This window comes from Mesorhizobium sp. P3_A8, from assembly GCF_056402995.1.
In genome coordinates this window covers 1-26,778 of sequence record NZ_JBFUGI010000009.1, presented here as the reverse complement: position 1 = coordinate 26,778, position 26,778 = coordinate 1, and the positions used below count along the sequence as shown (strand labels likewise).

21 protein-coding genes are annotated in these 26,778 nt (G+C 63.6%); 12 read left to right on the top strand and 9 right to left on the bottom strand.

Annotation, left to right across the window (positions count from 1 at the left end; all coding sequences use genetic code 11):
- Nucleotide 1: 1 nt before the first annotated feature.
- From AC1DX4_RS21145 to AC1DX4_RS21120, 6 genes are all read right to left on the bottom strand, one after another.
- Entirely contained in the window at nucleotides 2-1,474 is a 1,473-nt protein-coding gene (locus AC1DX4_RS21145) for an aspartate aminotransferase family protein (protein WP_477222135.1), read from the bottom strand.
- 62 nt (nucleotides 1,475-1,536) lie between these two features.
- On the bottom strand, nucleotides 1,537-2,544 hold the full coding sequence (locus AC1DX4_RS21140; protein WP_477222134.1) for an NAD-dependent epimerase/dehydratase family protein: 1,008 nt from the start codon (nucleotides 2,542-2,544) through the stop codon (nucleotides 1,537-1,539).
- Nucleotides 2,541-2,975, bottom strand: coding sequence for an EamA family transporter (locus AC1DX4_RS21135; protein ID WP_477222133.1), 435 nt, complete (start codon nucleotides 2,973-2,975; stop codon nucleotides 2,541-2,543). The genes AC1DX4_RS21140 and AC1DX4_RS21135 overlap by 4 nt, the downstream gene beginning before the upstream one ends.
- Nucleotides 2,976-3,096: 121 nt before the next feature.
- The gene (locus AC1DX4_RS21130) at nucleotides 3,097-4,446 is read right to left on the bottom strand and encodes an FAD-binding oxidoreductase (RefSeq protein ID WP_477222132.1); all 1,350 of its coding nucleotides are present in this window, start codon (nucleotides 4,444-4,446) and stop codon (nucleotides 3,097-3,099) included.
- A gap of 2 nt (nucleotides 4,447-4,448) precedes the next feature.
- Nucleotides 4,449-5,882 carry a UbiA family prenyltransferase gene (locus tag AC1DX4_RS21125; RefSeq protein WP_477222131.1) on the bottom strand — a complete coding sequence of 478 codons (1,434 nt, stop codon included), beginning with the start codon at nucleotides 5,880-5,882 and terminating at the stop codon, nucleotides 4,449-4,451.
- 224 nt (nucleotides 5,883-6,106) lie between these two features.
- A complete protein-coding gene (locus AC1DX4_RS21120; RefSeq protein ID WP_477222130.1) occupies nucleotides 6,107-6,370 on the bottom strand; it encodes a hypothetical protein in 264 nt (87 codons plus the stop codon).
- A gap of 417 nt (nucleotides 6,371-6,787) precedes the next feature.
- Here AC1DX4_RS21120 and AC1DX4_RS21115 point away from each other — a divergent pair, with 417 nt between their 5' ends.
- Together AC1DX4_RS21115 and AC1DX4_RS21110 are read left to right on the top strand one after the other, a co-directional pair.
- Entirely contained in the window at nucleotides 6,788-7,417 is a 630-nt protein-coding gene (locus tag AC1DX4_RS21115) for a helix-turn-helix domain-containing protein (RefSeq protein WP_477222129.1), read from the top strand.
- Nucleotides 7,418-7,562: 145 nt separating this feature from the next.
- Nucleotides 7,563-8,447, top strand: a complete 885-nt coding sequence (locus tag AC1DX4_RS21110; RefSeq protein ID WP_477222128.1) for an NAD(P)H-binding protein — start codon at nucleotides 7,563-7,565, stop codon at nucleotides 8,445-8,447.
- Here the strand turns inward: AC1DX4_RS21110 and AC1DX4_RS21105 are convergent.
- Nucleotides 8,444-10,933: a mechanosensitive ion channel family protein gene (locus AC1DX4_RS21105; RefSeq protein WP_477222127.1), complete on the bottom strand. Its 2,490-nt coding sequence runs from the start codon at nucleotides 10,931-10,933 to the stop codon at nucleotides 8,444-8,446. The two genes, AC1DX4_RS21110 and AC1DX4_RS21105, sit on opposite strands and share 4 nt — an antisense overlap.
- A gap of 206 nt (nucleotides 10,934-11,139) precedes the next feature.
- Between AC1DX4_RS21105 and AC1DX4_RS21100 the strand changes: the two genes are divergently transcribed.
- The 5 genes from AC1DX4_RS21100 (at nucleotide 11,140) to AC1DX4_RS21080 (ending at nucleotide 17,893) form a co-directional block, all read left to right on the top strand.
- The gene (locus tag AC1DX4_RS21100) at nucleotides 11,140-12,399 is read left to right on the top strand and encodes a sarcosine oxidase subunit beta (protein WP_477222126.1); all 1,260 of its coding nucleotides are present in this window, start codon (nucleotides 11,140-11,142) and stop codon (nucleotides 12,397-12,399) included.
- Nucleotides 12,400-12,408: 9 nt separating this feature from the next.
- The gene (locus tag AC1DX4_RS21095; RefSeq protein WP_140576139.1) at nucleotides 12,409-12,705 is read left to right on the top strand and encodes a sarcosine oxidase subunit delta; all 297 of its coding nucleotides are present in this window, start codon (nucleotides 12,409-12,411) and stop codon (nucleotides 12,703-12,705) included.
- Entirely contained in the window at nucleotides 12,702-15,695 is a 2,994-nt protein-coding gene (locus tag AC1DX4_RS21090; protein WP_477222125.1) for a sarcosine oxidase subunit alpha, read from the top strand. Before AC1DX4_RS21095 ends, AC1DX4_RS21090 begins: the two co-directional genes overlap by 4 nt.
- A complete protein-coding gene (locus AC1DX4_RS21085; protein ID WP_477222124.1) occupies nucleotides 15,688-16,275 on the top strand; it encodes a sarcosine oxidase subunit gamma in 588 nt (195 codons plus the stop codon). Before AC1DX4_RS21090 ends, AC1DX4_RS21085 begins: the two co-directional genes overlap by 8 nt.
- Before the next feature lie 175 nt (nucleotides 16,276-16,450).
- Nucleotides 16,451-17,893 (top strand): MFS transporter, encoded by a 1,443-nt coding sequence (locus AC1DX4_RS21080; RefSeq protein ID WP_477222123.1) that lies wholly within the window; start codon nucleotides 16,451-16,453, stop codon nucleotides 17,891-17,893.
- Between the two features lie 41 nt (nucleotides 17,894-17,934).
- On the opposite strand, the gene AC1DX4_RS21075 is transcribed toward AC1DX4_RS21080, so the two are convergent.
- Nucleotides 17,935-18,639 carry a nitroreductase gene (locus AC1DX4_RS21075; RefSeq protein WP_477222122.1) on the bottom strand — a complete coding sequence of 235 codons (705 nt, stop codon included), beginning with the start codon at nucleotides 18,637-18,639 and terminating at the stop codon, nucleotides 17,935-17,937.
- A gap of 225 nt (nucleotides 18,640-18,864) precedes the next feature.
- On the opposite strand from AC1DX4_RS21075, the gene AC1DX4_RS21070 reads away from it, so the two are divergent.
- The 5 genes from AC1DX4_RS21070 (at nucleotide 18,865) to AC1DX4_RS21050 (ending at nucleotide 26,482) form a co-directional block, all read left to right on the top strand.
- Nucleotides 18,865-19,407 carry a helix-turn-helix domain-containing protein gene (locus AC1DX4_RS21070; RefSeq protein ID WP_477222384.1) on the top strand — a complete coding sequence of 181 codons (543 nt, stop codon included), beginning with the start codon at nucleotides 18,865-18,867 and terminating at the stop codon, nucleotides 19,405-19,407.
- Between the two features lie 98 nt (nucleotides 19,408-19,505).
- On the top strand, nucleotides 19,506-21,959 hold the full coding sequence (locus AC1DX4_RS21065) for a GcvT family protein (RefSeq protein ID WP_477222121.1): 2,454 nt from the start codon (nucleotides 19,506-19,508) through the stop codon (nucleotides 21,957-21,959).
- Nucleotides 21,956-22,861, top strand: a complete 906-nt coding sequence (locus AC1DX4_RS21060; RefSeq protein WP_477222120.1) for a homocysteine S-methyltransferase family protein — start codon at nucleotides 21,956-21,958, stop codon at nucleotides 22,859-22,861. The genes AC1DX4_RS21065 and AC1DX4_RS21060 overlap by 4 nt, the downstream gene beginning before the upstream one ends.
- A complete protein-coding gene (locus AC1DX4_RS21055) occupies nucleotides 22,854-24,035 on the top strand; it encodes a pyridoxal phosphate-dependent aminotransferase (protein WP_477222119.1) in 1,182 nt (393 codons plus the stop codon). Before AC1DX4_RS21060 ends, AC1DX4_RS21055 begins: the two co-directional genes overlap by 8 nt.
- Nucleotides 24,032-26,482 (top strand): GcvT family protein, encoded by a 2,451-nt coding sequence (locus AC1DX4_RS21050; protein ID WP_477222118.1) that lies wholly within the window; start codon nucleotides 24,032-24,034, stop codon nucleotides 26,480-26,482. The genes AC1DX4_RS21055 and AC1DX4_RS21050 overlap by 4 nt, the downstream gene beginning before the upstream one ends.
- A gap of 67 nt (nucleotides 26,483-26,549) precedes the next feature.
- Here AC1DX4_RS21050 and AC1DX4_RS21045 read toward each other — a convergent pair.
- Nucleotides 26,550-26,778 (bottom strand): transposase (locus AC1DX4_RS21045; protein ID WP_477222117.1); only part of this gene is annotated, 229 nt, incomplete at its 5' end.

Here is a 26,778-nt window from a genome sequence, read left to right as displayed (position 1 = left end):
CTCAACGAACCTGGCTTTTGACGAAATCCTTCACGATCGAAACGATGCCGCGCGACAGCAAGCTGTCGAAGGCATCGACGAAGCGGTCGACATGCTCGCGCTGGCAGATCAGCGGCGGCTCGAGCCGGATGACGTTGCGGTTGTATTCGGTGAAGGCGACGAGCACGTCGTAGTCACGCAGCAGCAGCGCGCCGACGAAACCGGACAGCGAGCCCTTCAGCTTGTCGTCGAGCACACTGACGATCGGGCGCAGCACCATCGGCAAGGTCTGCGAGAAGTCGTGGAACTCCAGGCCGATCATGAAGCCCTTGCCGCGCACATCCTTGATGATCTTGGGGTATTTTTCCTTCAACGCCTGCAGCCGCTGCAGCAGATAGTCGCCGGTGACGGCGGCGTTGTCGATCAACCCCTCGTCATAGAGCACGTTGAGGCCCTCGATCGCGGTGACGCAGGCTTCGCCCATGCCACCGAAGGTCGCCATGGCATGGATCATCGCCGTCTTCGGCGTGCCATAGGCCTTCATGTAGACGTCGCGCTTGGCGATCATCGCGCCGACCGCCGCCTTGCCGGCGCCAAGCGACTTGGCAAGTGCGGTCACATCAGGCACGACACCGTAATGCTCGAAGGCATAGAAGCGGCCCGAACGGCCATAGCCGCACTGGACTTCGTCGGCCACCCACAGCACACCAAACTGGTCGCACAGCGCGCGCAGCTTCTGCCAGTATTCGGCAGGGGCCTGGATGATGCCGCCGCCGCCCTGGATGGTTTCAAGCACGATGACGCCGACTTCCGGATCGGAACGGAACAGGCGCTCGACCGCCTCGATGTCGCCGAACGGAATACGCACCGTATTCTCGGCCATTTTGAAATCAGCGCGATAAAGCTGGCCGTCGGTGATGCCGAGCACCCCCTTGGTCTTGCCGTGGAAGGAATTCTCGGCATAGACGATTTTCGGCCGCTTCGGCCCGGCAGCGCGCTCGGCAAGCTTCACCGCCGCTTCCATCGCCTCCGAGCCGGACGAGCCCAAAAACACCATGTCGAGATCGCCGGGCGAGCATTTGGCGATGTTGTGCGCCAATGCCGCCGCATATTGCGACATGAAGGCGATGGCGATTTCCTGGCGTTTTTCTTCCTGGAACTTTTTGCGCGCTTCGAGGATGCGCGGATGGTTGTGGCCGAAGGCCAGCGAACCGAAGCCGCCGAAGAAATCGAGGATCTTGCGGCCGTTCTGGTCGATGTAAAACATGCCTTCGGCACGCTCGATCTTGATCTTGTGGAAGCCGAGCAGCTTCATGAAATGCAGCTGGCCGGGGTTGAGATGCGCCTTGAACAGATCGGTCATGCGGGCGACATCCATCGCCTTGGCCTGCTCGACGCTGATCAAATCGGGCTTGGCGATGGTGGCGGGCGACAGCGCCGGCGCGCTGACTAGGGTGCGCGCGTTGGTCTGTTCGGGCTTGGCCATGACGGTCATTTCAATCTCCTGTCCGCGCTGACGACCCGCGTCGTGCGCCATAAAACTGTTTGGCAGGCCCGCTATTCGGCGGGCACATGTTTGGTGGCGACGGCGTGACCGGCCTTCTTGGCGCGGTACTCGCTGTAGGCGGCGATCAGCATGTCCTCGTCGCGATATTGCGGCACCCAGCCGAGCTGGCGCTCGGCCTTGGACACGTCGAGCACGCACTCCTCGTCGGCGATCAGATATTGCTCCGGGTCCATGATCGGCATGTTGATGAGATCGAGCAGGTCGAGCGTACGCTTGACCGCCCAGCCGGGCGTCGGCAGCAGGATCGATTTCGAGCCGGCATGCCTGATCAAATCGCCAAGCAATTTCTTGACCGGCGGCGGTTTGAGCGAGCCGAGATTGTAGGCCTCGTTGGGCACGCCGGCTTTCCAGGCCGCACGCGCGGCCTCGGCGCAGTCGAACACCGAGATGAATTGATAAGGGTTCCTGCCCGAACCGATCATCGGCACGGGAAAATTCCAGTCGATCAGCTTGAACAGTTTTTCAAGGATGCCGAGCCGGCCCGGGCCGATGATCAGGCGCGGGCGAAACAGCGAGATCGACATCCCGCGCTTGCGCCATTCGGCGGCCAGTTCCTCGGTCTTCTGCTTCGACCAGCCATACTCACCAAGCGGCGCGACAGGGTGCTCCTCGGTCATCGGCTGGGTGACCGTGTGGCCGTAGATCATGTCGGTCGTGTAGTGGACGAGCCTTGGTGCACCCGCCTTGTCCATGGCCTGCATGATGTGCTCGGTGCCATGGAAATTGACCGGAAAGAAAAACTCGTGCCGCTTGGCCCGAACCTGGATCGGCGACAGCATCTTGGCCGAGAGATTGTAGACCATGTCGTCGGCCTTCAGCCCGACAGTGGCGACCGACGCCGGATCCGTGACGTCGCATTGGACGAACCGGACATTGCGGTAATGCGCAAGGTCGCTCTTGACGATGTCGGCGACGAGAACCTCTTCGCCATCGGCCACAAGCTTCGGGGCAAGGTGACGGCCGACGAAGCCGTCACCGCCGAAAATCACATGTCTCATCGAACGGTCTCGTTTGCAGGGATCTTGTCGGGCGTGATGGAAGCGGTCTGGTCCTCATGCCCTCGCCCGCTTTGCGCGATCAGCACGGTACCGACGCAGATGAAGGCGATGCCGGCGATGCGCCAGCCATTGAGGTCTTCGCGGAAGACGAAATAGGCGAAGATGGCGACGGCGACATAGGCAAGGCTGAGGAAGGGATAGGCGAAGGAAAGCTCGACCTTGGACAGCACATAAAGGTGCGAGGCCATGGAGATGACGAAGGTGCAAAGCCCGAGGAACACCCACGGGCTGAAGACGATCTGCAGCAGCTTGATGAGCGGATTGACGCCCTCGAACGAGATCGGTCCAAGCGACATCATGCCTTGCTTCAGCATGAGCTGCGCAGCGGCATTGGTCATGACCGTAAAGAGAATGAAGACGATATATTTCATGCCTGCGCGCCCACCCCGTGACTTCCAGTACAAACCCGAAAAGATTTCGTGAACTCACAAGAGTGTTTTGAGTAAACCTTGCGATTAATCATTCGCTAACCACGATTCATTCCATTTTTATCTATTCCGCGGCCTCGGCGCCGCGCCGCCGCAGGTCGATGCTGCCAGCCGTGCGCGCCCAGAAATCGGACATGAAGGCGGGGTCGCGCAGCGCTTCCAGCCTCGGCCAGTCCGCAAAGGAGGCGGCGAAGGTCGCAGCACTCATGCGCGCATCCTTGTAAGGGTTGACCGCCCCGCCGGCCGCGACAGTTATGCGGTCGAGTTCACCAAGCAGGGCAAGCGTCGCCGCGCCCTTGTTGGGGAAATCCAGCGTCAGCGTGTAGCCCGGCCGCGGGAATGACAGCAGCGCCGGCGAGCGGATCGAACCGAAGCGTTTCAGCACGGTGAGGAAGGAGCCCTGCCCGGCCCGCCGGGCCGCCGCGAGCAATTCCGGCACAACGATGCGCGCGACCTCTTCCGGCACCACGCTCTGGTGCTGGAACAGCCCTTTGGGGCCATAAAGCCGGTTCCAGTCACGCACGCCGTCTAGCGGAAAGAAGAAGCCTTGATAGCCGGCCTGGCGCGGCACCGTGGCGCGGCCTTTCTTCCACCGGTAGGCGGTATTGAAAGCGGTCAGGAACGGCCGGCTGAGCACGTTGAAGGGCGGCTGGAACGGCACCGCAAGAGTGTCGCTGGCGCGCGCGGCCGCATGCGAGCCATGCTCGGCGTGGTTGCCCGTGAACAGCAGGCCGCGCCCGCTGTTGCGGCCGCCGGCGAGCTGGTCGATCCAGGCTACCGCATATTCATTGGCCTGGTCCGCCGCCTCGGCCAGATCGAAGAATTCGCCGAGATCGCGAAACGGCGTCGTTTTCTCGACGATGTCGAGCGAAGGCACCCGCATCAGCCGGATCGAGGCCGACAGGATCAGGCCGGTCAGGCCCATGCCGCCGATGGTCGCCGCAAACAGGCGCGGATTGTCCGTGGCCGAGCAGCGATGGGTCTTCCCATCCGACCGCAACAGCGTGAAGCTTTCGACATGGCAGCCGAACGTGCCGCGCCGGTGATGGTTCTTGCCATGCACGTCATTGGCTATGGCACCTCCGAGCGTCACGAACTGCGTGCCCGGAACGACAGCCGGGAAGAAGCCGTGGGGTGCGGCGTGCGCGATGATATCCGACAGCAGCACGCCGGCATCCGCCTCGAGCACACCGCTCTCGGCATTGAAGGCGCGGATGTGGTTCAGGGTTCGCATGTCGACCACCGCGCCGGCCTGGTTCTGACAGGAATCGCCATAGGACCGGCCATTGCCATAGGCCAACAGCGACCCGTCCTTCGCCTGGCCGCCCTTGAGCAGCGCAATGGCATCGTCGGCGTGGATTGCACGTGGCGCAGGCGGCGTGGCGAGGCCAAAGCTCTGGAACCGGCCGGCCATACCTACCAGCCCCCGATGACCAGCAGCACCGCACCGATCGCCACCACGATCTGGCTACGCCAGTCGCGGATGATGAAGACGACCGGGTCGTCATGCATCTCGTCGCGGCGCGCCAGGATCCAGACGCGCATGGTGAGGTAAAGCACGATCGGCGCCAGCGGCCAGATCAGCCATGGATGCGGATAAAGTTCGCGCACCGCGACACTGTCCATGTAGAGCGCCAGCACCAGCGCCGAGGAAAAGGCCGAGGCCATGCCGGCCTGGGCGACGATCTCCTGGTCTTCAGTGCGATAGCCGCGGCCGGCAATGCGTTCGCCCGGCGGAATGGCGGTGGTGCGCAGCTCGACGAAGCGCTTCACCAGCGCCAGCGACAGGAAGAAGAAGATTGAGAAGGCGAGCAGCCAGAACGAGACGTCGACGCCGGTCGCGGCCGCACCAGCGATCACGCGGATCGAATAGAGGCCGGCAAGCGTCAGCACATCGACCAGCAGCATGCGCTTGAACGACAGCGAATAGGCCGTGGTGACGACCATGTAGCCGCTGAGCACACCAAGGAATTGGATTGGCAAAAACAGGCTGGTGCCGATGCCGATCGCCAACAGCACGACGATCGCGCCGAGGCCGAACGGGATCGACAGTGCGCCGCTGGCGAATGGCCTGTTGCGTTTGGTGACGTGCTTGCGGTCAAGCGCGAGATCGAAGAAATCGTTGAGGATATAGATCGCCGACGCCACCGCGCTGAACGAGATGAACGCCAGCAGGCATTGCCAGATCATGTTGGCGTTGAAGTACTCATGCGACAGCACCATCGGCACGGCGATCAGCGAGTTCTTCAGCCACTGATGCACGCGCAGCATCTTGACGATGGTCCGCAAGGTCGGCTTCGGCGCCGGCATGGTTTCGGCGCCATGCGCCGCCTGCCAGCGCGCGGCATGTCGGTCCGGCGCAACCACGATTGCCTTGCGCGCGGCATCGAAGACCTGGAGGTCATGGCGGCTGTTGCCGGCATAGTCGAACCCGCCATCGCCATAGGCCGTGACCAGCGAAGCACGCTTCTTGCCCGAGGTGAGATTGTCGAGGCCGTCGGTCGCCAGCACCCGGTCGAAAATGCCGAGATGGGCTGCTATGGCGTCGGCGAATTTGCGCGGCGTACCCGTCGCCAGCACGATCTTGCGACCTTCGCTGTGCTCTGTACGGAGCCGGTCGAGCAGCGGCGCACGATAGGGCAGTGTCGCGGGGTCGATGTCTATGCGCTGCGCGATCGCCTGCTTCAGCCGCGCCGGCCCGCCGGCCGCCCAGAATGGCACCAGGAAAATATAGAGCGGGTTCTTCTTGAGCAGAAGGAACAAGCCTTCCCACAACAGGTCGGTCGCGATCAACGTGCCGTCGAGATCGACCGCAAGCGGTATTGCGTTCCTGTCCGACCGCGCGTCCATGTCCGTCCTGCCCTGCCAGCGTATGATCCGGGAAACCGGAATCTGGTTGCGCGCCGTTTCGGCGTCTTGACGCTGGTATAGCGGGGGATGGCGTAGTGAACGTTAAAACGCCTGGTTGCAGGCGGCTGCCGCACCGGTATTTCCGGCGTCATTGTTAAACAACTGCTACCGGAAACGATAAAAGGCCGAGCAAATGCCCGGCCTTTCCAATCATGCCGCCGACATTACTTGATGCGGGCGACGCCGCCCGAGATTTCGACGGTTTCCGAGCCGGTCAGGGCTTCGAGGTCACCGTTGGGCAAGAGAACGAAGCAGCCATTCTGGCAGAACTCGACGGTTTCACCGCCGGCCAGCGCAAGCTCGGTCTTGCTGCCGCCCTCGGTCACGACCAGCGTACGGGTCTCGGCGTCCTTGTTGACCGCGCTGGCGGCATGGGCCGAGCCGCTCACAGCGAGCAAGGCGACGGCAGCGACGAGAGACTTCCACATTTTGCAATATCGGTGTTCCCACCGCCTCTGTTGCATTTCGCAAGGCATTTTCGCCCTTTGCATGGGAGCTTATATGAGATGGAAGCTGAACCGCAACTGAATGCCGCATTCATGCCGCAATTGGCTTTGGCTTCTCCAATGCAGAGTAAGAGCGCACGCTGGGCCCTGTTAATTTCGCCGGCCGGCACGATATGAACCGAAGGCGGCAAACGCGAAGAAGAGACTATGCACGACAACTGGCTGGAAACGATTGGCGTTGGGGTTGAGTCGCGAAGGATCACTGCGGGGCTGACCCATTATGTGCCCGCATCCATCAATCATCGGCTTGGAATCCACGTCGGAGCGCCAGTCAACGCGTCGTGCCACTGCGACGGAAAACATCACCGGCGGGTCCAGTCGGATGGCGACATCGATATCGTGCCAGCCGGGCTCGATGGCGACTGGGAGGATGACGCCGACTGCACCATCCTGCGGCTGTGGGTCAGCCCGGCCCTGGTTCGGCGTGCCGCCGAGGATCTCGAAATCGATCCGGACCGAGTCGTCGTCGATCCGCAGTTCCAGCGCCGCGATCCGAGGATCGAACATATCGCCCATGCGCTGGCGACCGGACTGAGCCCGGACGTGCCATCCGACCGGCTGTATTTCGAAAGCCTGGCCAAGGCGCTGGCGGTACAGCTCATCCAGGGTGAAGGGTCGAAGTCGAACGTTCCGGCCAGGCAAACGCTTTCCTTCGGCCAGAAGCGCAGATTGGCCGATTTCATCGAGGCCAATCTCGATCAGGACCTTTCGCTGGATGAGCTGGCGCAAGTGGCTGCCATCAGCGTCTCGCATCTGAAAGTGCTGTTTCGTCGCACCTTTGGCATGCCGCCCCACCAATATGTCATCCATCGCCGTGTCGAGCGGGCCAGGGCCCTGTTGCATCAGGCGAAAATGCCGCTCAGCCAGATCGCGCTGGAGGCAGGCTTTTCGCATCAGAGCCATATGGCGCAAAGCATGAAGCGCATCCTCGGTGTCACGCCTGCCGCACTGCTTCGCATGCAGCGATAACCGGCGGTCCGGCAACTTCGCCGGCCGTGCCGTCAGCTTTCGAAGCCACCATCCGTTTTTGTCTTCCGCCGTCTGTATCTGGGCGACCCGAGCGCACCAATCCGGCATTCCTGACATCCCATTGGTCAGGACGAAGGATACGGGCATGTTTGTTGTGTTGGGCGCTAGCGGGAAGATCGGACGGGCCACCATCGGTGGACTGCGTCGACATGGCGTTCCGGTCAGGGCCGTGGTGCGAAACCCGTCGCATGCCGAAGAGTTCCGTGCGCTTGGCTGCGAGACAGAAATCGCCGATCTGCGCGATGCGCCGGCATTGGCCCGGGCAACAAAAGGCGCGACCGCTGTTCAGGTCATCTGCCCGACTGGCGTGCGCGCCGATGATGCATCGGCGGAGATGGAAGCCACCATCCGGTGCATCGTTGACGCACTCGATCAAGTCAGGCCGCAAAGCATCCTGGCGATCTCGGATTATGGCGCCCAGCTTGCCGCCGGCACCGGCATCACGCTCACCTTCCACCATCTGGAATCGCAACTGAGGACGATTCCGGCGGCGCTGACGGTGCTGCGTTCCGCCGAGCATATGCAGAACTGGAACCGCCTGGTCGGCCGCGCGATCGAGACCGGTATGCTGCCGAGCCTGCATCATCCCGTCTCCAAGTCCTTCCCGACCGTGTCAGCCGGCGATGTCGGCCTGATGGCTGCCGATCTCCTCCTGTCGGGAGGCGGCGATGCGCTGCGCGTGGTCCATGCCGAAGGGCCTGATCGTTACAGCGCAACCGATGTGGCGCGGACGCTTGGCGAGATTGCCGGCCGAGAGATCACAGCCCGCGAACTGCCGAGGCAGGACTGGGTTCCCGCCCTGGTCGGCGGCGGCATCAGCACGAGCTACGCCGAACTGGTCGCTTCGATGTTCGATGCCCACAATGCCGGTTGCATCGATGTCGAGCACGGCGTCGGCGAGATCAGGCACGGCGAGACCGATCTGCGCACGGCACTGTCCGCGCTGATCGAGAGCCGCGAACAGGTCTAGTCGGGATCGGGCTTGCGCAGCTTCCGTCCTGATTTGACGAGCTTTTTCGCCTCGGCCGCGGCGTCCGCCTTCGCCTGTTCCTGGTCGGCGAAGTCGGCCTCGATCTTGTCGTCGTCGGTCGGCCAGGCCTTCGCATGTTTGGTCTCGATGACGGCGCGCGGCGTCGACGGGATCTCGATATGCTGGTCGCTGAATTTTTCCAGCACGGCGAAGCGGACGTCGTTCTGCACGATGTTGCCGTTCATCACATCGGCCAGGAACACACGGATCTCGAATTCGAGTGCCGCCGGTCCAAAATTGGAAAACAGCACGAAGGGTTCGGGGTTCTTCAGCACCATCGGGTGGCTGCGTGCGATCTCCAGCAGGATGGCGTGAACCTGCTTGACGTCGCTGCCATAGGCGACGCCGACCTTGATGTCGATGCGGCCGAGCTTGTTGCGGTGCGTCCAGTTGCCGACGGCATTGTTGATCAGGTTCGAATTGGGCAGGATCACCGACTGCCGCTGGAACGTCTCGATCTCGGTGGCGCGCACGCTGATCTTCTTGACCGTGCCGCTGACGTCGCCGGCGACGATCCAGTCGCCAACCTTGAACGGCCGCTCGGCCAGCAAGATCAGGCCCGAGACGAAATTCGACACCACATTCTGCAGGCCAAAGCCGATACCGAGGGAAAGCGCACCGGCGACCAGCGCCAGGCTGGAGAGATCGATGCCCGCCGCTGATATGCCGACCAGCCCCGCCAGAGCTACGCCGGCATAGCCGACCGCCAGCCGAATCGAGTTGCGCACGCCGGTATCGACCTTGCCGCGCGCCATGACGGAGCCGTCGAGCCAGCCCTGGAACCAGCGCGTCAGGAAATAGCCGATGACGAAGACGATGATGCCCGAAAGGATGCCGGTGACCGAAATCGTAACCGAACCGATATTGATCCCGGTCGCGAGCTTGTAGGCCCAGGCCTGGATGTCTCCGGGCTGGAAGCCCCACATCAGCAGGATCAGCGGCAGGAAAACCAGCACGATCAACAGGTTGATGGCGATGCTGACGACGAGGCCAAGCTGATCGAGCGCGGTGTCTTCGTAACTCGAATTGGTCGACAGCCAGCGCCCGACGGACGTGTTGGCGAATGCCCCCTCCTCGCCGATCGCCCGCGCCGACAGGAAGCCGATATAGGCGGTGATCAGCGCCGTGCCGGTGACCACGACCTGCAGCGAGACGAACAGCGCAAGGCCGATATAGCCAAGCAAGGCGGCGACGATGGTGAACAGGCCAAGCGCCAGCGCCAGATAGCGCAGCCATGCCGGCCATGGCCGCCAGCTTCCGTCACGCGCCTTGAACGGCCGTAGCATCGCCATCAGGATCAGGATGATGCCGACGATGATGGTGGCGACGAAACTGCGCGCGATGGTCAGCGACAGCGGCGAGCCCATCTTGTCGTTGATGACAGACAGGAAGGTGTTGACTGAGATGACCACCGCCATGGCGGTGGTCAGGCGCACCAGCCAGCGCGCCGGCCCGGTCTCGACGGGGATCAGACGCCAGTTCGGCAGCCGCGGCTCCAGCGCCGCATTGGTCAGCCGGTTGACGCAGAACACCACGCCGATGACCGTCGCCATCGCATTGAGGAAGAGGCCAATGTCGCCACGCAAGACGTTGTAGTAATTGAAAAAGAAAATGGTCGAGCCGAGAAAGGCGCCGACAGCCAGGGTCGGCAGCAATGTCGACCAGAAGGCCACCGTCAGGCGGCTGAGATAGGATGGGTCTTCATCGGTGGGGTCGGCCTCGAACATGCGCCCGAACAGCCGCCTGCCGCCAACCAGCAGCACCAGCGCTAGGCCAAGCGCCACGAAAGTTGCCGCGAGGATGGCCTGGAACTTGAATTTGAAAGCGAAGCTCAGCCAGGACGACACCGCCTTGTAGAAATTGTTGAACTCGTCGCGGGCGTCGGAAAAAACCTGCGGGCTCAACGCATCCGTCAGCACGTAGCGCTTGCTCAAAAAGTTCCGGAACAGCTCGCTGCGCATATTGCCGATCTTGTCGATCAGTCCGCTGATGCGGATCGACAGGTTCTGCGCGGCGGCGACGACCGCGTTGATCTCGGCCTTTTCCGACGCCAGCGCCTGGCGTTCGCCGGTCACGATGTCGGGCTCCTGCGGCTGGCCCGCCGACGGCGGCGGGCCTAGCACCTCGATGCGATTGTTGATGTCGGTGAGGCGCGAACGGAACGCCAGCGCACTGGTCAGTGCCGCCCGCGACAGATCCTCAAGCTGCAGACGGATATCCACGAGCGAGGCATCGTCCTCACCGTCCTGCTGTATTTTCTTCTCGAGATCGTCCGTCTTGGCCGTCAGCCCCTGGATGACTTTCTGCTGATCGGTGATCAAACCGGCGGAGCCCTGGCCAAGCGCCTGCGCCATCGCCTCGAACGAAGGCTGCGCCGAAACGACGAGCGCGAGGATCAGGAGGAGGCGAAGCAATCGAAAAAGCATGATTTGTTGGCGACTCACGGGCGGCAAAGGCATTCAAAAAGCCTGTCCTTGATAAAGACGGCCATATCATGGGGCAAGCCGTCGCATCCGATCGCGCTCGGATCGCGATCCGAGCGTCGGTCAGTCGAAAGGCCATGGCGCAATATTGGCTTTGCGTATGCGGCCTGCTCTATAGTCTGCCGCATCGCCCGAACCGGATGACAATGATGGCAGAGTACTCGGCCTTTTCGCTGCTCGCGAACGCGCTCAAGGGAAACAAGGACTGGAAGCCGGCCTGGCGCAAGCCGGATCCGAAGGCATCCTATGACGTCATCATCATCGGCGGCGGCGGCCACGGCCTGGCGACGGCCTATTATCTTGCCAAGGAACACGGCATCACCAATGTCGCGGTGCTCGAAAAAGGCTGGCTCGGCTCCGGCAATGTCGGCCGCAACACCACGGCCGTGCGCTCGAACTATCTGCTGCCGGCCAACACCCGCTTCTACGAGCATTCGATGAAGATGTGGGAGAACCTCTCACACGAACTCAATTACAACGTCATGTTCTCGCAGCGCGGCTGCCTGAACCTGGCGCACACGCCGGCCCAGTTCGACGACTATGCCAGGCGCGGCAACGCCATGCGCCATCTCGGCGTCGACGCGGAGCTGATGACGAAGGCGCAGATCAAGCGCCTGATCCCAGCGCTCGATATCTCCGATAACGCACGCTTCCCGGTGGTCGGCGGCCTGATGCAAAGGCGCGCCGGCACCGCCCGCCACGATGCCGTGGCCTGGGGCTATGCGCGTGGCGCCGACCGGCGCGGCGTCGACATCATCGAGAATTGCGAGGTCACCGGCTTCCTGCGCGATGGCGACCGCGTCACCGGTGTCACCACCTCGCGCGGCGATATCCGCGCCAAGAAAGTGGCGGTTGCCGTGGCCGGCAGCACCGGACGCGTCATGCAACTCGCCGGCATCGAGAGGATGCCCATCGAGAGCCATGTGCTGCAGGCCTTCGTGACGGAATCGCTAAAGCCCTTCATCGACACGGTCGTGACCTTCGGCATGGGGCATTTCTACATGTCGCAGTCCGACAAGGGCGGCCTCATCTATGGCGGCGACATCGACGGCTACAACAGCTACGCCCAGCGCGGCAATTTGCCCATCGTCGACGAGGTGATGAGCGAGATGCTGGCGCTGTTCCCGGGCCTTGCCCGCGTGCGCATGTTGCGCTCCTGGGGCGGCGTCTGCGACATGTCGATGGATGGCTCGCCGATCATCACCACCGGCCCGCTGCCCGGCATGTATCTCAACTGCGGGTGGTGCTATGGCGGCTTCAAGGCGACGCCGGCCTCCGGCTGGAGCTTTGCCTGGACCATCGCCAAGGATGAGCCGCACGACTTCAACGCGCCGTTCACGCTCGACCGTTTCCACCGCGGCCTCGTCATCGACGACAAGGGCCAAGGCGCGAATCCCAGGCTTCACTAGGAACATCCTGTGCTCATCACTTGCCCCTACTGCGGCCCGCGCGACGTCATCGAGTTCACCTATCAGGGTGACGGCAACCGCGAGCGGCCTGACCCGGCCTCGCAGAATTTCGAGGCATGGAACGCCTACGTCTATGACCGGCTAAACCCGGCCGGCGACCACAACGAGATCTGGCAGCATTCCGGCGGTTGCCGCGCCCATCTGCGCGTCGTGCGCAACACGCTGACGCATGAGATTTCCAGCGTCGCCTTCGTGCGCGGCGATCATAGCTCAGCCGCGCGCCGCAAGGCGGAGGACAAGGCATGAGCCCGCGCCGCGCCGACACTGGCGGCCGCATCGATCGGCTGAAGACGATCCGCTTCACCTTCGACGGCGTTGCCTATACCGGCCATGCCGGCGACACCCTGGCGTCCGCTCTTTTGGCCAAGGGCGTCACGCTTTTCGGGCGCTCGTTCAAATACCACCGCCCGCGCGGCCTGCTGACCGCAGGTGTCGAGGAGCCCAACGCGCTGGTGACGGTGCTGACGGGCGAGGTTCGCGAGCCCAACATTCCGGCAACCATGGTCGAGATCCATGACGGGCTGATCGCCGTCAGCCAGAACCGCTTCCCCTCGCTGGCCTGGGACGTCAACGCCGTCAACCAGCTCGGCGGCAAGATCCTGTCGGCCGGTTTCTACTACAAGACCTTCATGGGACCGGTGGTCGGTCCGCTGAAGGGCACGCGTTTCTGGATGTTCTGCGAGCATTTCATTCGCCGCGCCGCCGGTCTCGGCAGCGCCGGATCAGCGAAGGACCCCGCCCGCTACGAACGCATGAATGCCTTTTGCGACGTGCTGGTGGTCGGTTCCGGCCCGGCCGGGCTGATGGCCGCCAAGGCCGCCGCCGATCAGGGCGCCCGCGTCATGCTGGCCGATCTCGAACCGCGTTTCGGCGGCTCGACCAACTGGTCCGATGAAACCATCGATGGCGCGCCAGCCACCGATTGGGCGCGCCGCACCGTCGCTCAGCTCGAAGGCCGCGACAATGTCCGGCTTTTGCCGCGCACCACGGTCTGGGGCTACTACGACAACAACACGCTTGCAGCACTCGAACGCGTCAGTGACCACAAGGAGCAGCCCGCCAAGGGCGAGCCGCGCCATCGCTACTGGGCGATCCGCGCCAGATCCGTGGTGCTGGCCACCGGCGCCTTCGAGCGGCCGCTCGTCTTCCCGGGCAATGACCGGCCGGGCGTGATGCTGGCGCATGCCGCCGAGCGCTACGCCAATGAGTTCGGCGTGCTGCCGGGCGAGCGGATCGCGCTGTTCACCAACAATGACAGCGCCTATCGCGCGGCGGTCGCCTTGAAGAAGGCCGGTGCGGCGATCGTCGCCATCGCCGACGTCAGGTCCGAGCTGTCAGCCGAAATACGCAAACTGGCGACGGAGGCCGAAGCCGAACTGTTGGCCGGCCATGCGGTCATCGCCACCGAGGGCGGCAAGGCGGTCTCCGGCGTCAAGGTCCAGCGTTTCGACATGGTCACCGGTGCGCTGAGCGGCGACGAACGCAGCATCCATGCCGACTGCCTGCTGATGTCAGGCGGCTGGTCGCCGACAATCCATCTGGCCAGCCAGGCCGGCGCCAAAGCGGAATGGAATGCCGCGCGGCAGGCCTTTCTGCCGCCGAAGCCGACACAGCATTGGGTCGGCGCCGGCGCCTTTACCGGCAGTTTTTCCACCACCGCGGCGATCGCCGAAGGCCGCGCCGCCGGCATTGCAGCAGCCGGTGGAACAAGCACGCCGGCGGCGTTGCCCACGGTCGAGGCTGTACTCGGCGACCCCGATCCGGCGCCGGTCTTCGAGATCAGGGCCAAGGGCAAGAGCTTCGTCGATTTCCAGCATGACGTGACGGCTGAGGATGTAAGGCTGGCGCATCGCGAAGGCTTCGTCTCGGTCGAGCATCTGAAGCGCTACACCACGCTTGGCATGGCGACCGACCAAGGCAAGAGCTCCAATGTCCCCGGCCTCGCTATCATGGCCGAGGCATTGGGCAAGCCGATCCCCGAGGTCGGCACCACGCGCTTCCGGCCGCCCTTCGCGCCGGTGTCGATCGGCTCGCTGGCGGCGGAGCGCTTCGGCGACCTGAAGCCCGAGCGGCTGACGCCGATGCATGACTGGCACCTTGCCAATGGCGCGACCATGTATTCCGCCGGCCTCTGGTACCGGCCGATGATCTACGGGCTTTCAGGCGAAACGGTCGAGCAGGCCTATGTGCGCGAGGCCAAGGCGACGCGCGAGAGTGCCGGCATCGTCGATGTCTCGACGCTGGGCAAGATCGCCGTGCAGGGCCCCGACGCCGCCGCCTTCCTCGACCGCGTCTACACCAACATGTTTTCGACGCTCGCCGTCGGCAAGGCCCGCTACGGGCTGATGCTGCGCGAGGACGGCCTTGCCTTTGACGACGGCACCACCTGGCGACTCGGCGAGCAGGATTTCCTGATGACCACCACCACGGCCAATGCCGGCAAGGTGATGCAGCATCTGGAATATTTCCTCGACGTGATCTGGCCGGACCTCAAGGTTCACGTCACCTCGGTGACCGACGAATGGGCGGGGGCGGCGATCGGCGGGCCGAAGGCCAGGCAGATCCTTGCCGCCTGCGTCACCGGCACCGCTGTCGACAATGCGACCTTGCCCTTCATGGGCATCGTGCGTGGCGAGATCGCTGGTGTGCCGGTGATGATCTGCCGGCTGTCCTTCTCCGGCGAAATGGCCTTCGAGGTCTATTCCGGCGCCGGCCATGGCACCCATGTCTGGGAAGCGCTTGTTGAAGCCGGCAAGCCGTTCGGGCTGGTCACCTACGGGCTCGAGGCGCTGGGCACGATGCGCATCGAGAAGGGCCATGTCACCGGCGCCGAGATCGACGGCCGCACCACGGCGCGCGACCTGCATCTCGACTGGATGCTGTCGAAGAAGAAGCCCTTCATCGGTTCGGCGATGATGGACCGAGAAGGCCTGATCGCGCCCGACCGGCTGGAACTGGTCGGCCTGATCGCACTCGACAACCGGCCCCTCAATGGCGGTGCGCACATTGTCGAGGAGTTGGACGAAGCCAATCCGCACGGCTCGATCGGCCACATCACCGCCTGCTGCTATTCGCCGGCGCTCGGCAAGCATATCGCGCTCGCCCTGGTCGAGGGCGGCAAGGCACGGCACGGCACCCGCGCCCATGTCTCCGATCCCTTGCGCAACCGGTTCGGACCGGTCGAGATCGTCTCCAACCATTTCTACGATCCGGAAGGGACCCGCATGCATGGTTGAGCGCCAATCCCCCCTCGAGCCGGAGTTTCATGTCGGCTCGCACGGCAATTTCGAGCATGGCGTCGAGATCATCCTCACCGAAACGCGGCCGGGCTCGATCGTGCAGCTCGCCGCCTGGCCGGGCGAGGAGAAGAGGCTGATCACCGCCATCCGCACCGTCACCGGACTGGCGCTGCCCGACGGCGCCGGCGGCGGCCTGAGCGACGGCGTGAAATCGGTGTTCGGCTTCGCGCCGGGAAAATTCACCGTGGCCGATGAAGCCGAAGGGCTGGCCGCTTCCCTCGCCAAGATGGTGACTCCGGCCATCGGCACAGTGACCGACCTGTCGCACGGCCGCACTGCCATACGCATCGCCGGGCCGAAAGCGGAATGGGTGCTGGCGAAATTCTTCGCCATCGACTTCGCGCTGCCGGCCTTCCCGGTCGGCGCCGGCCGCTCGACCACCCATCACGATGTCTTCGCCCAGATCCAGCGCACCGGCGCCGACCAGTTCGACATCTACGTCTTCCGCTCCTTTGCGCGTTCGTTCTGGAAAGCGCTCTGCCATGCCAGCGAGGAAGTCGGTTACGAAGTGCAGTAGGTGGTGCAGCCGGATGGCCGCGCCACTGCTGCTTCTGGCCTCAATGCCGGCCGGTTCTGCCGCTAGAGAATCGCGCCGCGAGCGGCCATGGTAGGAAAACGTGGCCGCCAGATCGGCCCAAGGGGCATAAAACCCCGTCTCAGACTCGGCACATTCGTTTGGTTCGAACATCCCCATGACCGCAGAACTATCCACCGGCGCCACGGATCGCGCCGATGTGTCGGCCAGAGCCTTGCTCTTGCTGCCGCTGACGGTCGCTTGCGGTGTGTTCATGACCAGCCTCGACCAGAATGTCGTGGTGACGGCCCTGCCCGGCATCGGCGAAAGCCTCGCCCGCCCGCCGAGCCAGCTCGGCCTTCTGATCACCGTCTATGTCGCCAGCCTGATCATCTCGATGCCACTCGGCGGCTGGGCCGCCGATCGCTTCGGCCTGCGCAACGTCTACTGCTTTGCCTTGCTGGTGTTCGCCGGCTCGTCGGCGCTCTGCGGACTGTCCGACAACATCTGGATGCTGGTCGGCGCCCGCGCCCTGCAGGGCTTCGGCGGTGCGCTGATGGGCACGCTCGGCCAGGTCGTCATATTGTCGAGCTTTCCGCGCAGCCGCACGCTCAAGGTCAACATGTATATCTCGGTGGCCAGCCAAACCGGGCCGCTGGTCGGGCCGCTCGTCGGCGGCGCGCTGACCACCTACATTTCCTGGCGCTGGATCTTCTTCATCAATGTGCCATTCGCGCTGGCTGCGGCAATCCTTGCCGCATCATTGTTTCCGACAGTGACCAAGCCCGTGCGCACGCGGTTCGATTTTCCCGGTTTTCTGCTGGTCGGCAGCGGCATGATCCTGCTGGTGTTCGGCATGGACTCGCTTGCCGCCAAAGACGCCGTAGGCAGCATGGTCGCCGGCGAACTGGCGTTGGCGGTCGTCATCCTGTCGATCGCCTCGCTCTACTGCCTGCGTGTGCCCAATCCCCTGCTCGACCTCAAGCTCCTGCGCATCCGCACCTTCCGCATCTCGTTCCTCACCGGTGGCGGCCTGGACACGATCGGCCTCAGCTCCGTCGCCTTCCTGTTGCCGCTGATGTTCCAGCTCGGTTTCGGCATGAGCGCGGTGCAGGCGGGATCGCTGACCTTCGTTGCCGCACTCGGCTCGGTGATCATGCGTTTCTTCATGCCGCGCGTCCTCAACCGGTTCGGTTTCCGCCGCGTGCTGGTCTTCAACACGCCGATCGTTGCCGCCATGGTCGCCGGCTTCGCCTTGATGCAGGCAACGATGCCGGTCTGGATCGTGCTGACCTACATCTTCGTTTTCGGTGTTTTCCGTTCCATCCAATGGGCCTCAACCGGAAACCTCGCCTATTCCGACATCGCGCCGGAACAGCTCGCCCGCTTCAGCGCGCTCTACTACATCCTCTGGCAGCTGGCAGTCGCGATCAGCGTCGGCCTTGCGGCGGCCATGCTGTCGTTCCTGGCCGGCGGCGGGCCTGCCGTGACCAAAGATTTCCGCATCCTGTTCGCGATCGAGGGCGTCATCACGCTCTGCGCGCTGCTTGCCTACCTCAAGCTGACGCCGCAGGACGGCGCCCATGTCAGCGGGCACGGCATGCAGATGAATACGGAATAGGGTATGTCGCTCGCGTCGGCATGCTTACCGGTGCGGCGAGGCTATTCGTTGAACGTCACCCACTCTTCCAGCGGAACGCGATCAGTGCGGAAGGCGTTTTCCGGCTTGGAAATGTCCTCATAGCCCAGCGCCATGCCGCAGACGACGATCTCCTCGTCGGGAATGTTGAGCACCGGCCGGATCTGCCGGTGATAGGGCGCGAAGGCCGCCTGCGGGCAGGTGTGCAGGCCCCTGCCCCGCGCCGCAACCATGATGTTCTGCAGGAACATGCCGTAGTCGATCCACGAGCCCTGGTTGAGGCGGCGGTCGATGGTGAAGATCATGCCGACAGGCGCATCGAAGAAGACGAAGTTGCGGTCGTGCTGCGCGCGCATCTTGTCGACCTCCCGGCGGCCGATGCCGAGCGCGCCGTAAAGCCCGAAACCATTGGCGCGGCGCCGTGTCAAATAAGGCTCGAAGAACTGGGTCGGATAGTAGCGATACTCGTCCCAGTCGGCCTTTTCGGCGCGGATACCGGAATTCAGGACAGCATCCGATATCTGTTGCTTGGTCTCGCCCTTGGTGACGTAGACCCGCCATGGCTGCATGTTGGTGCCTGAAGGGGCGCGTGCCGCAACCGCCAGAATGTCGCGGATCGTCTCGTCGTCGATCATGTCGGGCAAAAACGCGCGCACAGAACGGCGCGACACGATCGCCTCATCGACGATCTCGGCCTCATCCGCGATTCGAGCCTTCTTTTCCAGCATGGGCCGTCCCTTAGCCTTTGTATCGATCGGACGTCCCCACTCGCCGCTCGCGGCGGAGCCTTTGCATGAACCGTCAAAATCCTGCAAGTAAATCTTGAGCATCGGTGAAATTCTGCTTGATTTTTTCATGAGCTTGATTTCTCATGAAATTCGGATTGAAATTTTCATGAAGTGAGCGTTTTGGCGTCTCCTAGCGCACGAACATTGCAGGGACCTGACGAACGCGTGCTGGCCGGCGATATCAGGGCGCTGCGCCGGGCACGTGGGCTGACGCTCGCCGAAATCGCGCTGAAGCTCGACCGTTCGGTCGGCTGGGTCAGCCAGGTCGAGCGCGGCCTGTCGACGCCGTCGCTCAGCGATCTCAGGGCCTTTGCCGAACTGTTCGGCGTGCCGATCAGCCTGTTCTTCAGCCATGACGTACCGGTCGAAAGCGAGCGTGGTGTCATTGTTCGCGCCGGCAGGCGCCGCACGCTTGGCACCAGCGAAACCGGCCTGGTGGAAGAACTCCTCTCGCCCGATCTCGGTGGTAGCTTCGAGATGGTGCGCTCGATCTTCGCGGCGGGCGCGGAGATGAAGACCGAGCAGCTGCGGCCGACCGAGGAAGCCGGCTATCTCGCTTCGGGTATTTTCGAGATCGAGATAGCGGGTATCTGGCACCGGCTCGGCGAAGGCGATTCCTTCCGCTTCGAAGGCAAGCCCTATCGCTGGCRCAATCCGGGCACCGAGCCGGCGGTTGTCATCTGGGTGGTTTCGCCACCGGTTTATTGAAATGCATGTCGCCCAAAAGTGTGCAGCGGTTTTGGGATAACGACATGCATCAAAACAAAAAATAGAAGCGCGACGCGCTTCGGTCTGGGAGAAGAAACATGGCGGGTTTGCCGAGCACGGCGCGCGTGGTGATCATCGGAGGTGGCGTTGTCGGCACCTCCTCGCTCTATCATCTCGCCAAGGCGGGCTGGACCGACTGCGTGCTTCTGGAGAAGAACGAACTGACATCAGGCTCGACCTGGCATGCCGCCGGCAATGTGCCGACCTTCTCCTCGTCCTGGTCGCTGATGAACATGCAGCGCTATTCGACCGAGCTGTACCGTGGCCTCGCCGACGCGGTCGACTATCCCATGAATTACCACGTCACCGGTTCGCTGCGGCTCGCCCATTCGAAGGAACGCATGCAGGAATTCCAGCGTGCCAAGGGCATGGGCCGCTACCAGGGCATGGACATCGACGTGGTCGGCGTCGACGAGATCAAGCGCCGCTACCCCTTCATCGAGACACATGATTTGAAAGGCGCGCTCTACGACCCCAGCGACGGTGACATCGACCCGGCTCAATTGACCCAGGCTCTGGCCAAGGGCGCGCGCGACTTGGGCGCGAAAATCATCCGCTTCTGCCCCGTTACCGGCGTGCGCCGCGAAAACGACGAATGGGTGGTCGCCACGCCACAGGGCGAGATCCGCTGCGAAATCGTCGTCAACGCCGCCGGCTATCGCGCCGCCGAAGTCGGCCGGATGTTCGGCCGCGAAGTGCCGATGATGGTGATGAGCCACCAATACATCCTGTTCGAGGAAATCCCCGAGCTTGCGGCGTGGTCGAAGGAACAGGGCAAGAAGCTGCCGCTGCTGCGCGATGTCGATACCTCCTACTATCTGCGCCAGGAAAAGGCCGGCATGAATCTCGGCCCCTATGAGCGCAATTGCCGCGCGCATTGGGCCACCCCTGGCGATCCGATGCCGGAGGACTTTTCCTTCCAGCTCTTCCCCGACGATCTCGACCGGCTGGAGCATTACCTGGCCGACGCCGTCGCCCGCGTGCCGATCCTGGGCACCGCCGGCCTGTCCAAGGTCATCAACGGCCCGATCCCCTATGCGCCGGACGGCAATCCGCTGATCGGGCCGATGCCCGGCGTGCCCAATGCCTTCGAGGCCTGCGTCTTCACCTTCGGCATCGCCCAGGGCGGCGGCGCCGGTAAGGTGCTGGCCGAATGGGTCACGCAAGGCCAGACGGAGTGGGACATGTGGTCCTGCGATCCGCGCCGCTTCACCTCCTTTGCCTCGGCGCCCGATTATTGCGTCGCCAAGGGCCTGGAAATCTACGGCAACGAATACGCCATCCAGTTCCCCCGCCATGCCTGGCCCGAAGGGCGAGACCGGAAACTGTCGCCGATCCACGACCGCACCAAGGCGCTCGGCGGCCGTTTCGATGCCTATAATGGCTGGGAACGCGCCACCTGGTACGCGAAGGACGGCGACGACATCTCCGAGGAAGCCACGCTCACCTTCCGCCGTGAAGGTCCCTGGCAGCAACGCGTGCGTGAGGAATGCCTCGCCGTGCGCGATGCGGCCGGCATCCTCGACCTGCCCGGCTTCTCGCGCTTCAATCTCGAAGGTCCGGGTGCTGCCGAATGGCTGGGCCTGCAGGTCACCGGACTGGTGCCGAAGCCCGGCCGCATCGGCCTCGTCTATTTCGCCGACGACAAGGGCCGCATCGTCACCGAAATGTCCGTCGTTCGCCACGACGAGAATGTGATGACGCTGATCACCGCCGCGGTCGCGCAATGGCATGATTTCGAGTGGCTGAAATCGCGCATGACCAAGGATGCATCGTTCAAGTTGATCGACCGGACCGAGGAATTCTCCACCCAGATCCTGGCTGGCCCCAATTCGCGAAAAATCCTCGCCGATGTCTGCGACGCCGACCTCTCCTTGCCGTGGCTGACGCATCAGGAAACGAAGATCGCCGGCCGCTGGGCCAAGCTGGTGCGCGTATCCTTCGCCGGAGAACTCGGCTGGGAAATCCACACCAGGGTCGACGATACGGCCGCCATCTTCGATGCCGTCTGCGCGGCAGGACAACAGCATGGCCTGAAACCGTTCGGCATGTACGCGCTGGATTCGCTCAGGCTCGAAAAAGGTTACCGCACCTGGAAGGGCGATCTCTCGACCGACTATTCCATCCTGCAAGGCGGGCTCGAGCGTTTCGTCAAATGGGAAAAGCCCGACTTCCGTGGCAAGGCCGCGCTGCAGAACGAGAAGCAGCAAGGCGTGAAGAAGCGCTTCGTCACGCTGGTCGTCGAAAACCCCGGCGATTGCGACGCACCCTACATGTCGACGCTGTGGCATGGCGGCCAGATCGTCGGCGAGACCACGTCGGGCGGCTGGGGCCATCGCATCGACAAGTCGATCGCGCTCGGCATGTTGCGCGTCGATTTGACCGAGCCCGGCACCTCTGTCGAGGTCGAAATCTTTGGCGACCGTTTCAAGGCGATCGTGCAGAACGACGAACCTTTGTGGGATCCGAAGAACGAAAGACTGAGAGCATGAAGAAAGTCATCCTCACCGACGGTGGTATGGGTCAGGAACTGGTCCGGCGCAGCAAATCCGAGCCGACGCCCTTGTGGTCGGCCAGGGTGCTGATCGATGAACCCGATCTGGTGCGCGGCCTGCATGCCGAATTCATCCGCGCCGGCGCCCGCGTCATCACCATCAACACCTATTCGGCGACCCCCGAACGCCTGGCGCGCGAGGGCGCCGAGGAGCTGTTCAAGCCGCTGCAGAAGCGTGGCATCGAATTGGCCAGGCAAGCTCGTGACGAAGCCGGCGATGCCGCGATAGCAGGCTGCCTGTCGCCGCTTTTCGGCAGCTACGCCCCGGCGCTGACCATCTCTTACCAGGAGACGCTCGACATCTATCGCCGCATCGTCGCCGAGCAGGCGGATGGCGTCGATCTCTTCCTGTGCGAGACCATGGCCTCGGCCGATGAGGCGCGCGCGGCCGTCACCGCGGCATCGGAAAGCGGCAAACCTGTCTGGGTGTCGTGGACGCTCGCCGATCACGGCACGCCACGGCTGCGCAGCGGCGAAACAATAGCAGCCGCGGCCAGCGCGCTCGATGGCCTGCCGATAGCGGCGCGGCTGCTCAACTGCTGCCGGCCGGAAGCGATCGCCGCCGCCTTGCCTGAACTGATCGATCTCGGCGGCCCGGTCGGCGCCTATGCCAATGGCTTCACCTCCACGGAGGCGCTCAAGCACGGCGGGACCGTCGATGTGCTGCATGCCCGCCACGACCTCGGCCCGGACGCCTATGCCGAGCAGGCAATCGGCTGGGTGGAGGCAGGTGCTGACATCGTCGGCGGCTGCTGCGAAGTCGGACCGCCGCACATTGCCGCGCTGCGCGACCGGCTCGAACGGGCCGGCTACGAGATTTCGGGAGTTTTGCATGCCTAGACCATCATCGCGCATTTCCGGCATTGTCCCGTCGGGCAAGGACGGCTGGGAGGTCCATTCCGCCGCCTGGGCCCGCAAGGCGGCCGGCGAGGACATCATCATGCTGTCGGTCGGCGACCATGATTTCGACACGCCTTCGCAGACGATCGAGGCCTGCGTGGCCGCGGTGCGCGGCCACAATCACCACTACACGCCGCTGCAGGGCCTGCCGCGCCTGCGCCAGGCAATGGCGTCGGCCTCCAGCGCCTGCACCGGCGTCGAGACGACGCCGGATCAGGTGATCGCCACACCGGGCGGCCAGGCCGCACTCTACGCGGCCGTACAGGCGGTGCTCGACACGGGCGACCACGCCATCGTCGTTGCCCCCTACTACGCCACCTACCCCAACACGTTCAGCGCTGCCGGCGCCAGTTTCACCGTCGTCGAGACGCCGGCCGAGGATGGTTTCCAGCCGCACGCCGACATGATCCGCGCGGCACTCAAGCCCAACACACGCGCCATCCTGATCAACACGCCGAACAACCCGACCGGTGCGGTCTATTCGCGCGAGCGGCTGGAACAACTGGCCGAAATCTGCAGGGAGCACGACCTCTGGCTGTTGTCGGATGAGGTTTACTGGACGCTTGGTGGTGGCGAGCATGTCTCGCCGCGCTCGCTGCCCGGCATGGCCGAGCGCACGCTTGTCATCAATTCCATGTCCAAGAGCCATGGCATGACCGGCTGGCGCATGGGCTGGCTGACCGGTCCCGAAGCGATGATCACCCTGCTCATCAATCTCAATCTGGTGACCACCTACGGCCTGCCGGCCTTCATCTCGGTCGCTTGCGCCGAGGCGCTGGAGAACCATTACGGCGTGAAGGACATCGCCGAGCGCTACGCGGCGCGCCGCACCGTCTTTCTCGATGCCGTGCGCGGCATGAACGACGTCAGTGTGCGCGGCTCCGAAGGCGGCATGTATGTCATGCTCGACATATCCGAGGTCGAACCCGACGACGAAAAATTCGCCTTCGCCTTCCTCGACAAGGAGAACGTCGGCGTGATGCCGGGCTCCAGCTTCGGCGAAGCCGCCGCCGGCCATATCCGCATCAGCCTCTGCCAGCCGGAGCCGATTCTCCAAGAAGCAGCACTTCGGCTGCGCCGTTTTGCTTCCACCTATCGCCGCGAGGCCGCATGACCACCAAGACCATCCCCACCAAGGCACGCGCGGTCATCATCGGCGGCGGCGTTTCCGGCTGTTCGGTCGCCTACCATCTGGCCAAGCTCGGCTGGACCGATATCGTGCTGCTGGAGCGCAAGCAGCTGACCTCGGGCACGACGTGGCATGCCGCCGGCCTGATCGGCCAGTTGCGCGGCTCGCAGAACATGACGCGGCTGGCGAAATATTCGGCCGACCTCTACGTCAAGCTGGAAGCCGAGACCGAAGTCGGCACCGGCATGCGCCAGGTCGGCTCGATCACCGTGGCGCTGACCGAGGAGCGCAAGCACGAGATTTATCGGCAGGCATCGCTTGCCCGCGCTTTCGATGTCGATGTGCGCGAGATTTCACCCAACGAAGTCAAGCAGATGTACCCGCATCTCAATGTGTCCGACGTCGTCGGCGCCGTGCATCTGCCGCTCGATGGCCAATGCGATCCCGCCAACATCGCCATGGCGTTGGCCAAGGGTGCGCGCCAGCGCGGCGCCACCATCGTCGAGAATGTGAAGGTCACCAAGGTGCACACCAAGGCCGGTCGCGTCACCGGCGTATCGTGGGCACAAGGCGAGGACCAAGGCACGATCGAGGCCGATGTCGTCGTCAATTGCGCCGGCATGTGGGCGCGGGAGCTTGGCGCCCAGAACGGCGTCACCATTCCGCTGCACGCCTGCGAGCATTTCTATCTCGTCACCGAGCCGATCGCCGGCCTTGGCCGTCTGCCGGTGCTGCGCGTGCCGGACGAGTGCGCCTACTACAAGGAAGACGCCGGCAAGATGATGCTCGGCGCCTTCGAACCGGTGGCCAAGCCTTGGGGCATGGACGGCATCCGCGAGGATTTCTGCTTCGACCAGTTGCCCGAGGACATGGACCATTTCGAGCCGATCCTCGAAATGGGCGTCAACCGCATGCCGATGCTGGCGACCGCCGGCATCCACACCTTCTTCAATGGCCCGGAGAGTTTTACCCCCGACGACCGCTACTATCTCGGCGAGGCGCCGGAGCTCTCCGGCTACTGGATGGCGACCGGCTACAATTCGATCGGCATCGTCTCCTCCGGCGGCGCCGGCATGGCGCTGGCGCAATGGATCAACGACGGCGAAGCGCCCTTCGATCTGTGGGAAGTCGACATTCGCCGTGCCCAGCCCTTCCAGAAGAACCGCCGCTATCTCAAGGAGCGCGTCTCCGAAACGCTCGGCCTGCTCTATGCCGACCATTTCCCCTATCGGCAGATGGCGACGTCGCGCAATGTCAGGCGCTCGCCCCTGCATGAGCATTTGAAAGCGCGCGGCGCCGTGTTCGGCGAGGTCGCCGGCTGGGAGCGCGCCAACTGGTTCGCCCGCGAGGGACAGGAGCGCGAATACCGCTATTCCTGGAAGCGGCAGAACTGGTTCGACAACCAGCGCGAAGAACATTTGGCGGTCCGCAGCAAGGTCGGCCTGTTCGACATGACCTCGTTCGGCAAGATCCGCGTCGAGGGCCGCGACGCCTGCGCCTTCCTGCAAAAACTGTGCGCCAACGACATGGACGTGGCGTCGGGCAAGATCGTCTATACCCAGATGCTCAACCAGCGCGGTGGCATCGAAAGCGATCTCACCGTGTCCAGACTTTCGGATACGGCCTACTTCCTCGTCGTGCCGAGTGCCACGCTGCAGCGCGACCTCGCCTGGCTGCGCCGGCATGTCGGCGAGGAGTTCGTGGTCATCACCGATGTCACAGCGGCCGAAAGCGTCCTCTGCCTGATGGGGCCGGACGCGCGTAAACTGATCCAGAAGGTCAGCCCCAACGACTTCTCGAACGAGAACAACCCGTTCGGCACGTTCCAGGAGATCGAGATCGGCATGGGCCTCGCCCGCGCCCACCGCGTCACCTATGTCGGCGAACTCGGCTGGGAGCTCTATGTCTCGACCGACCAGGCGGCGCACGTCTTCGAGGCGATCGACGAGGCGGGTGCCGATGTCGGCCTGAAACTCTGCGGCCTGCACACGCTCGATTCCTGCCGCATCGAAAAGGCCTTTCGGCATTTCGGCCATGACATCACCGATGAGGACAATGTGCTGGAGGCCGGCCTCGGCTTTGCGGTGAAAACCTCAAAGGGTAACTTCATTGGCCGCGATGCCGTGCTGAAGAAGAAGGAAGCCGGATTGAACCGCCGGCTGGTCCAATTCCGCCTGAAAGACCCGCAGCCGCTGCTCTTCCACAACGAAGCGATCCTGCGCGACGGCAAGATCGTCGGCCCGATCACATCAGGTAATTACGGCCACCATCTCGGCGGCGCGATCGGGCTGGGCTATGTGCCATGCCAGGGCGAAAGCGAGGCGGATGTGCTGGCCTCGTCCTACGAGATCGAGATTGCCGGCGAGCGGTTTGCGGCCGAGGCCTCGCTGAAGCCGATGTATGACCCGAAGGCCGAGCGGGTGAAGATGTAGCGCCGTCTTCCTTCGCCCCGTTCACGGGGAGAAGGTGGCCCGAAGGGCCGGATGAGCAACTGTGTTTTCAGGCTTTGTCTGGACACCAGGGTTGGTTGTGTCGAAGCATGGCGCTGAGGATGGTCATAATCTTTCGGGCCACGGCGACGATGGCGACCTTTGGTTGCTTGCCGTTGGCAATGAGACGCTGGTGGAAGGCTCTGAGTACGGGATTTGAGCGGCTGGCGGTGAGCGCTGCCATGTAGACCACCCTGCGCAGAGCATGCCGGCCGCCCCAGATATGACGCGGCGACCTT

Excerpts from the sequence above, each read along its gene's own strand:
- AC1DX4_RS21075 (WP_477222122.1), bottom strand. The coding sequence starts at position 18,639 with ATGCTGGAAAAGAAGGCTCGAATCGCGGATGAGGCCGAGATCGTCGAT.
- AC1DX4_RS21105 (WP_477222127.1), bottom strand. The coding sequence starts at position 10,933 with ATGCTTTTTCGATTGCTTCGCCTCCTCCTGATCCTCGCGCTCGTCGTT.
- AC1DX4_RS21085 (WP_477222124.1), top strand. The coding sequence starts at position 15,688 with ATGGTTGAGCGCCAATCCCCCCTCGAGCCGGAGTTTCATGTCGGCTCG.
- AC1DX4_RS21055 (WP_477222119.1), top strand. The coding sequence starts at position 22,854 with ATGCCTAGACCATCATCGCGCATTTCCGGCATTGTCCCGTCGGGCAAG.
- AC1DX4_RS21125 (WP_477222131.1), bottom strand. The coding sequence starts at position 5,882 with ATGGACGCGCGGTCGGACAGGAACGCAATACCGCTTGCGGTCGATCTC.
- AC1DX4_RS21090 (WP_477222125.1), top strand. The coding sequence starts at position 12,702 with ATGAGCCCGCGCCGCGCCGACACTGGCGGCCGCATCGATCGGCTGAAG.
- AC1DX4_RS21060 (WP_477222120.1), top strand. The coding sequence starts at position 21,956 with ATGAAGAAAGTCATCCTCACCGACGGTGGTATGGGTCAGGAACTGGTC.
- AC1DX4_RS21110 (WP_477222128.1), top strand. The coding sequence starts at position 7,563 with ATGTTTGTTGTGTTGGGCGCTAGCGGGAAGATCGGACGGGCCACCATC.
- AC1DX4_RS21100 (WP_477222126.1), top strand. The coding sequence starts at position 11,140 with ATGGCAGAGTACTCGGCCTTTTCGCTGCTCGCGAACGCGCTCAAGGGA.
- AC1DX4_RS21135 (WP_477222133.1), bottom strand. The coding sequence starts at position 2,975 with ATGAAATATATCGTCTTCATTCTCTTTACGGTCATGACCAATGCCGCT.
- AC1DX4_RS21065 (WP_477222121.1), top strand. The coding sequence starts at position 19,506 with ATGGCGGGTTTGCCGAGCACGGCGCGCGTGGTGATCATCGGAGGTGGC.
- AC1DX4_RS21130 (WP_477222132.1), bottom strand. The coding sequence starts at position 4,446 with ATGGCCGGCCGGTTCCAGAGCTTTGGCCTCGCCACGCCGCCTGCGCCA.
- AC1DX4_RS21050 (WP_477222118.1), top strand. The coding sequence starts at position 24,032 with ATGACCACCAAGACCATCCCCACCAAGGCACGCGCGGTCATCATCGGC.
- AC1DX4_RS21120 (WP_477222130.1), bottom strand. The coding sequence starts at position 6,370 with ATGTGGAAGTCTCTCGTCGCTGCCGTCGCCTTGCTCGCTGTGAGCGGC.
- AC1DX4_RS21140 (WP_477222134.1), bottom strand. The coding sequence starts at position 2,544 with ATGAGACATGTGATTTTCGGCGGTGACGGCTTCGTCGGCCGTCACCTT.
- AC1DX4_RS21145 (WP_477222135.1), bottom strand. The coding sequence starts at position 1,474 with ATGACCGTCATGGCCAAGCCCGAACAGACCAACGCGCGCACCCTAGTC.
- AC1DX4_RS21080 (WP_477222123.1), top strand. The coding sequence starts at position 16,451 with ATGACCGCAGAACTATCCACCGGCGCCACGGATCGCGCCGATGTGTCG.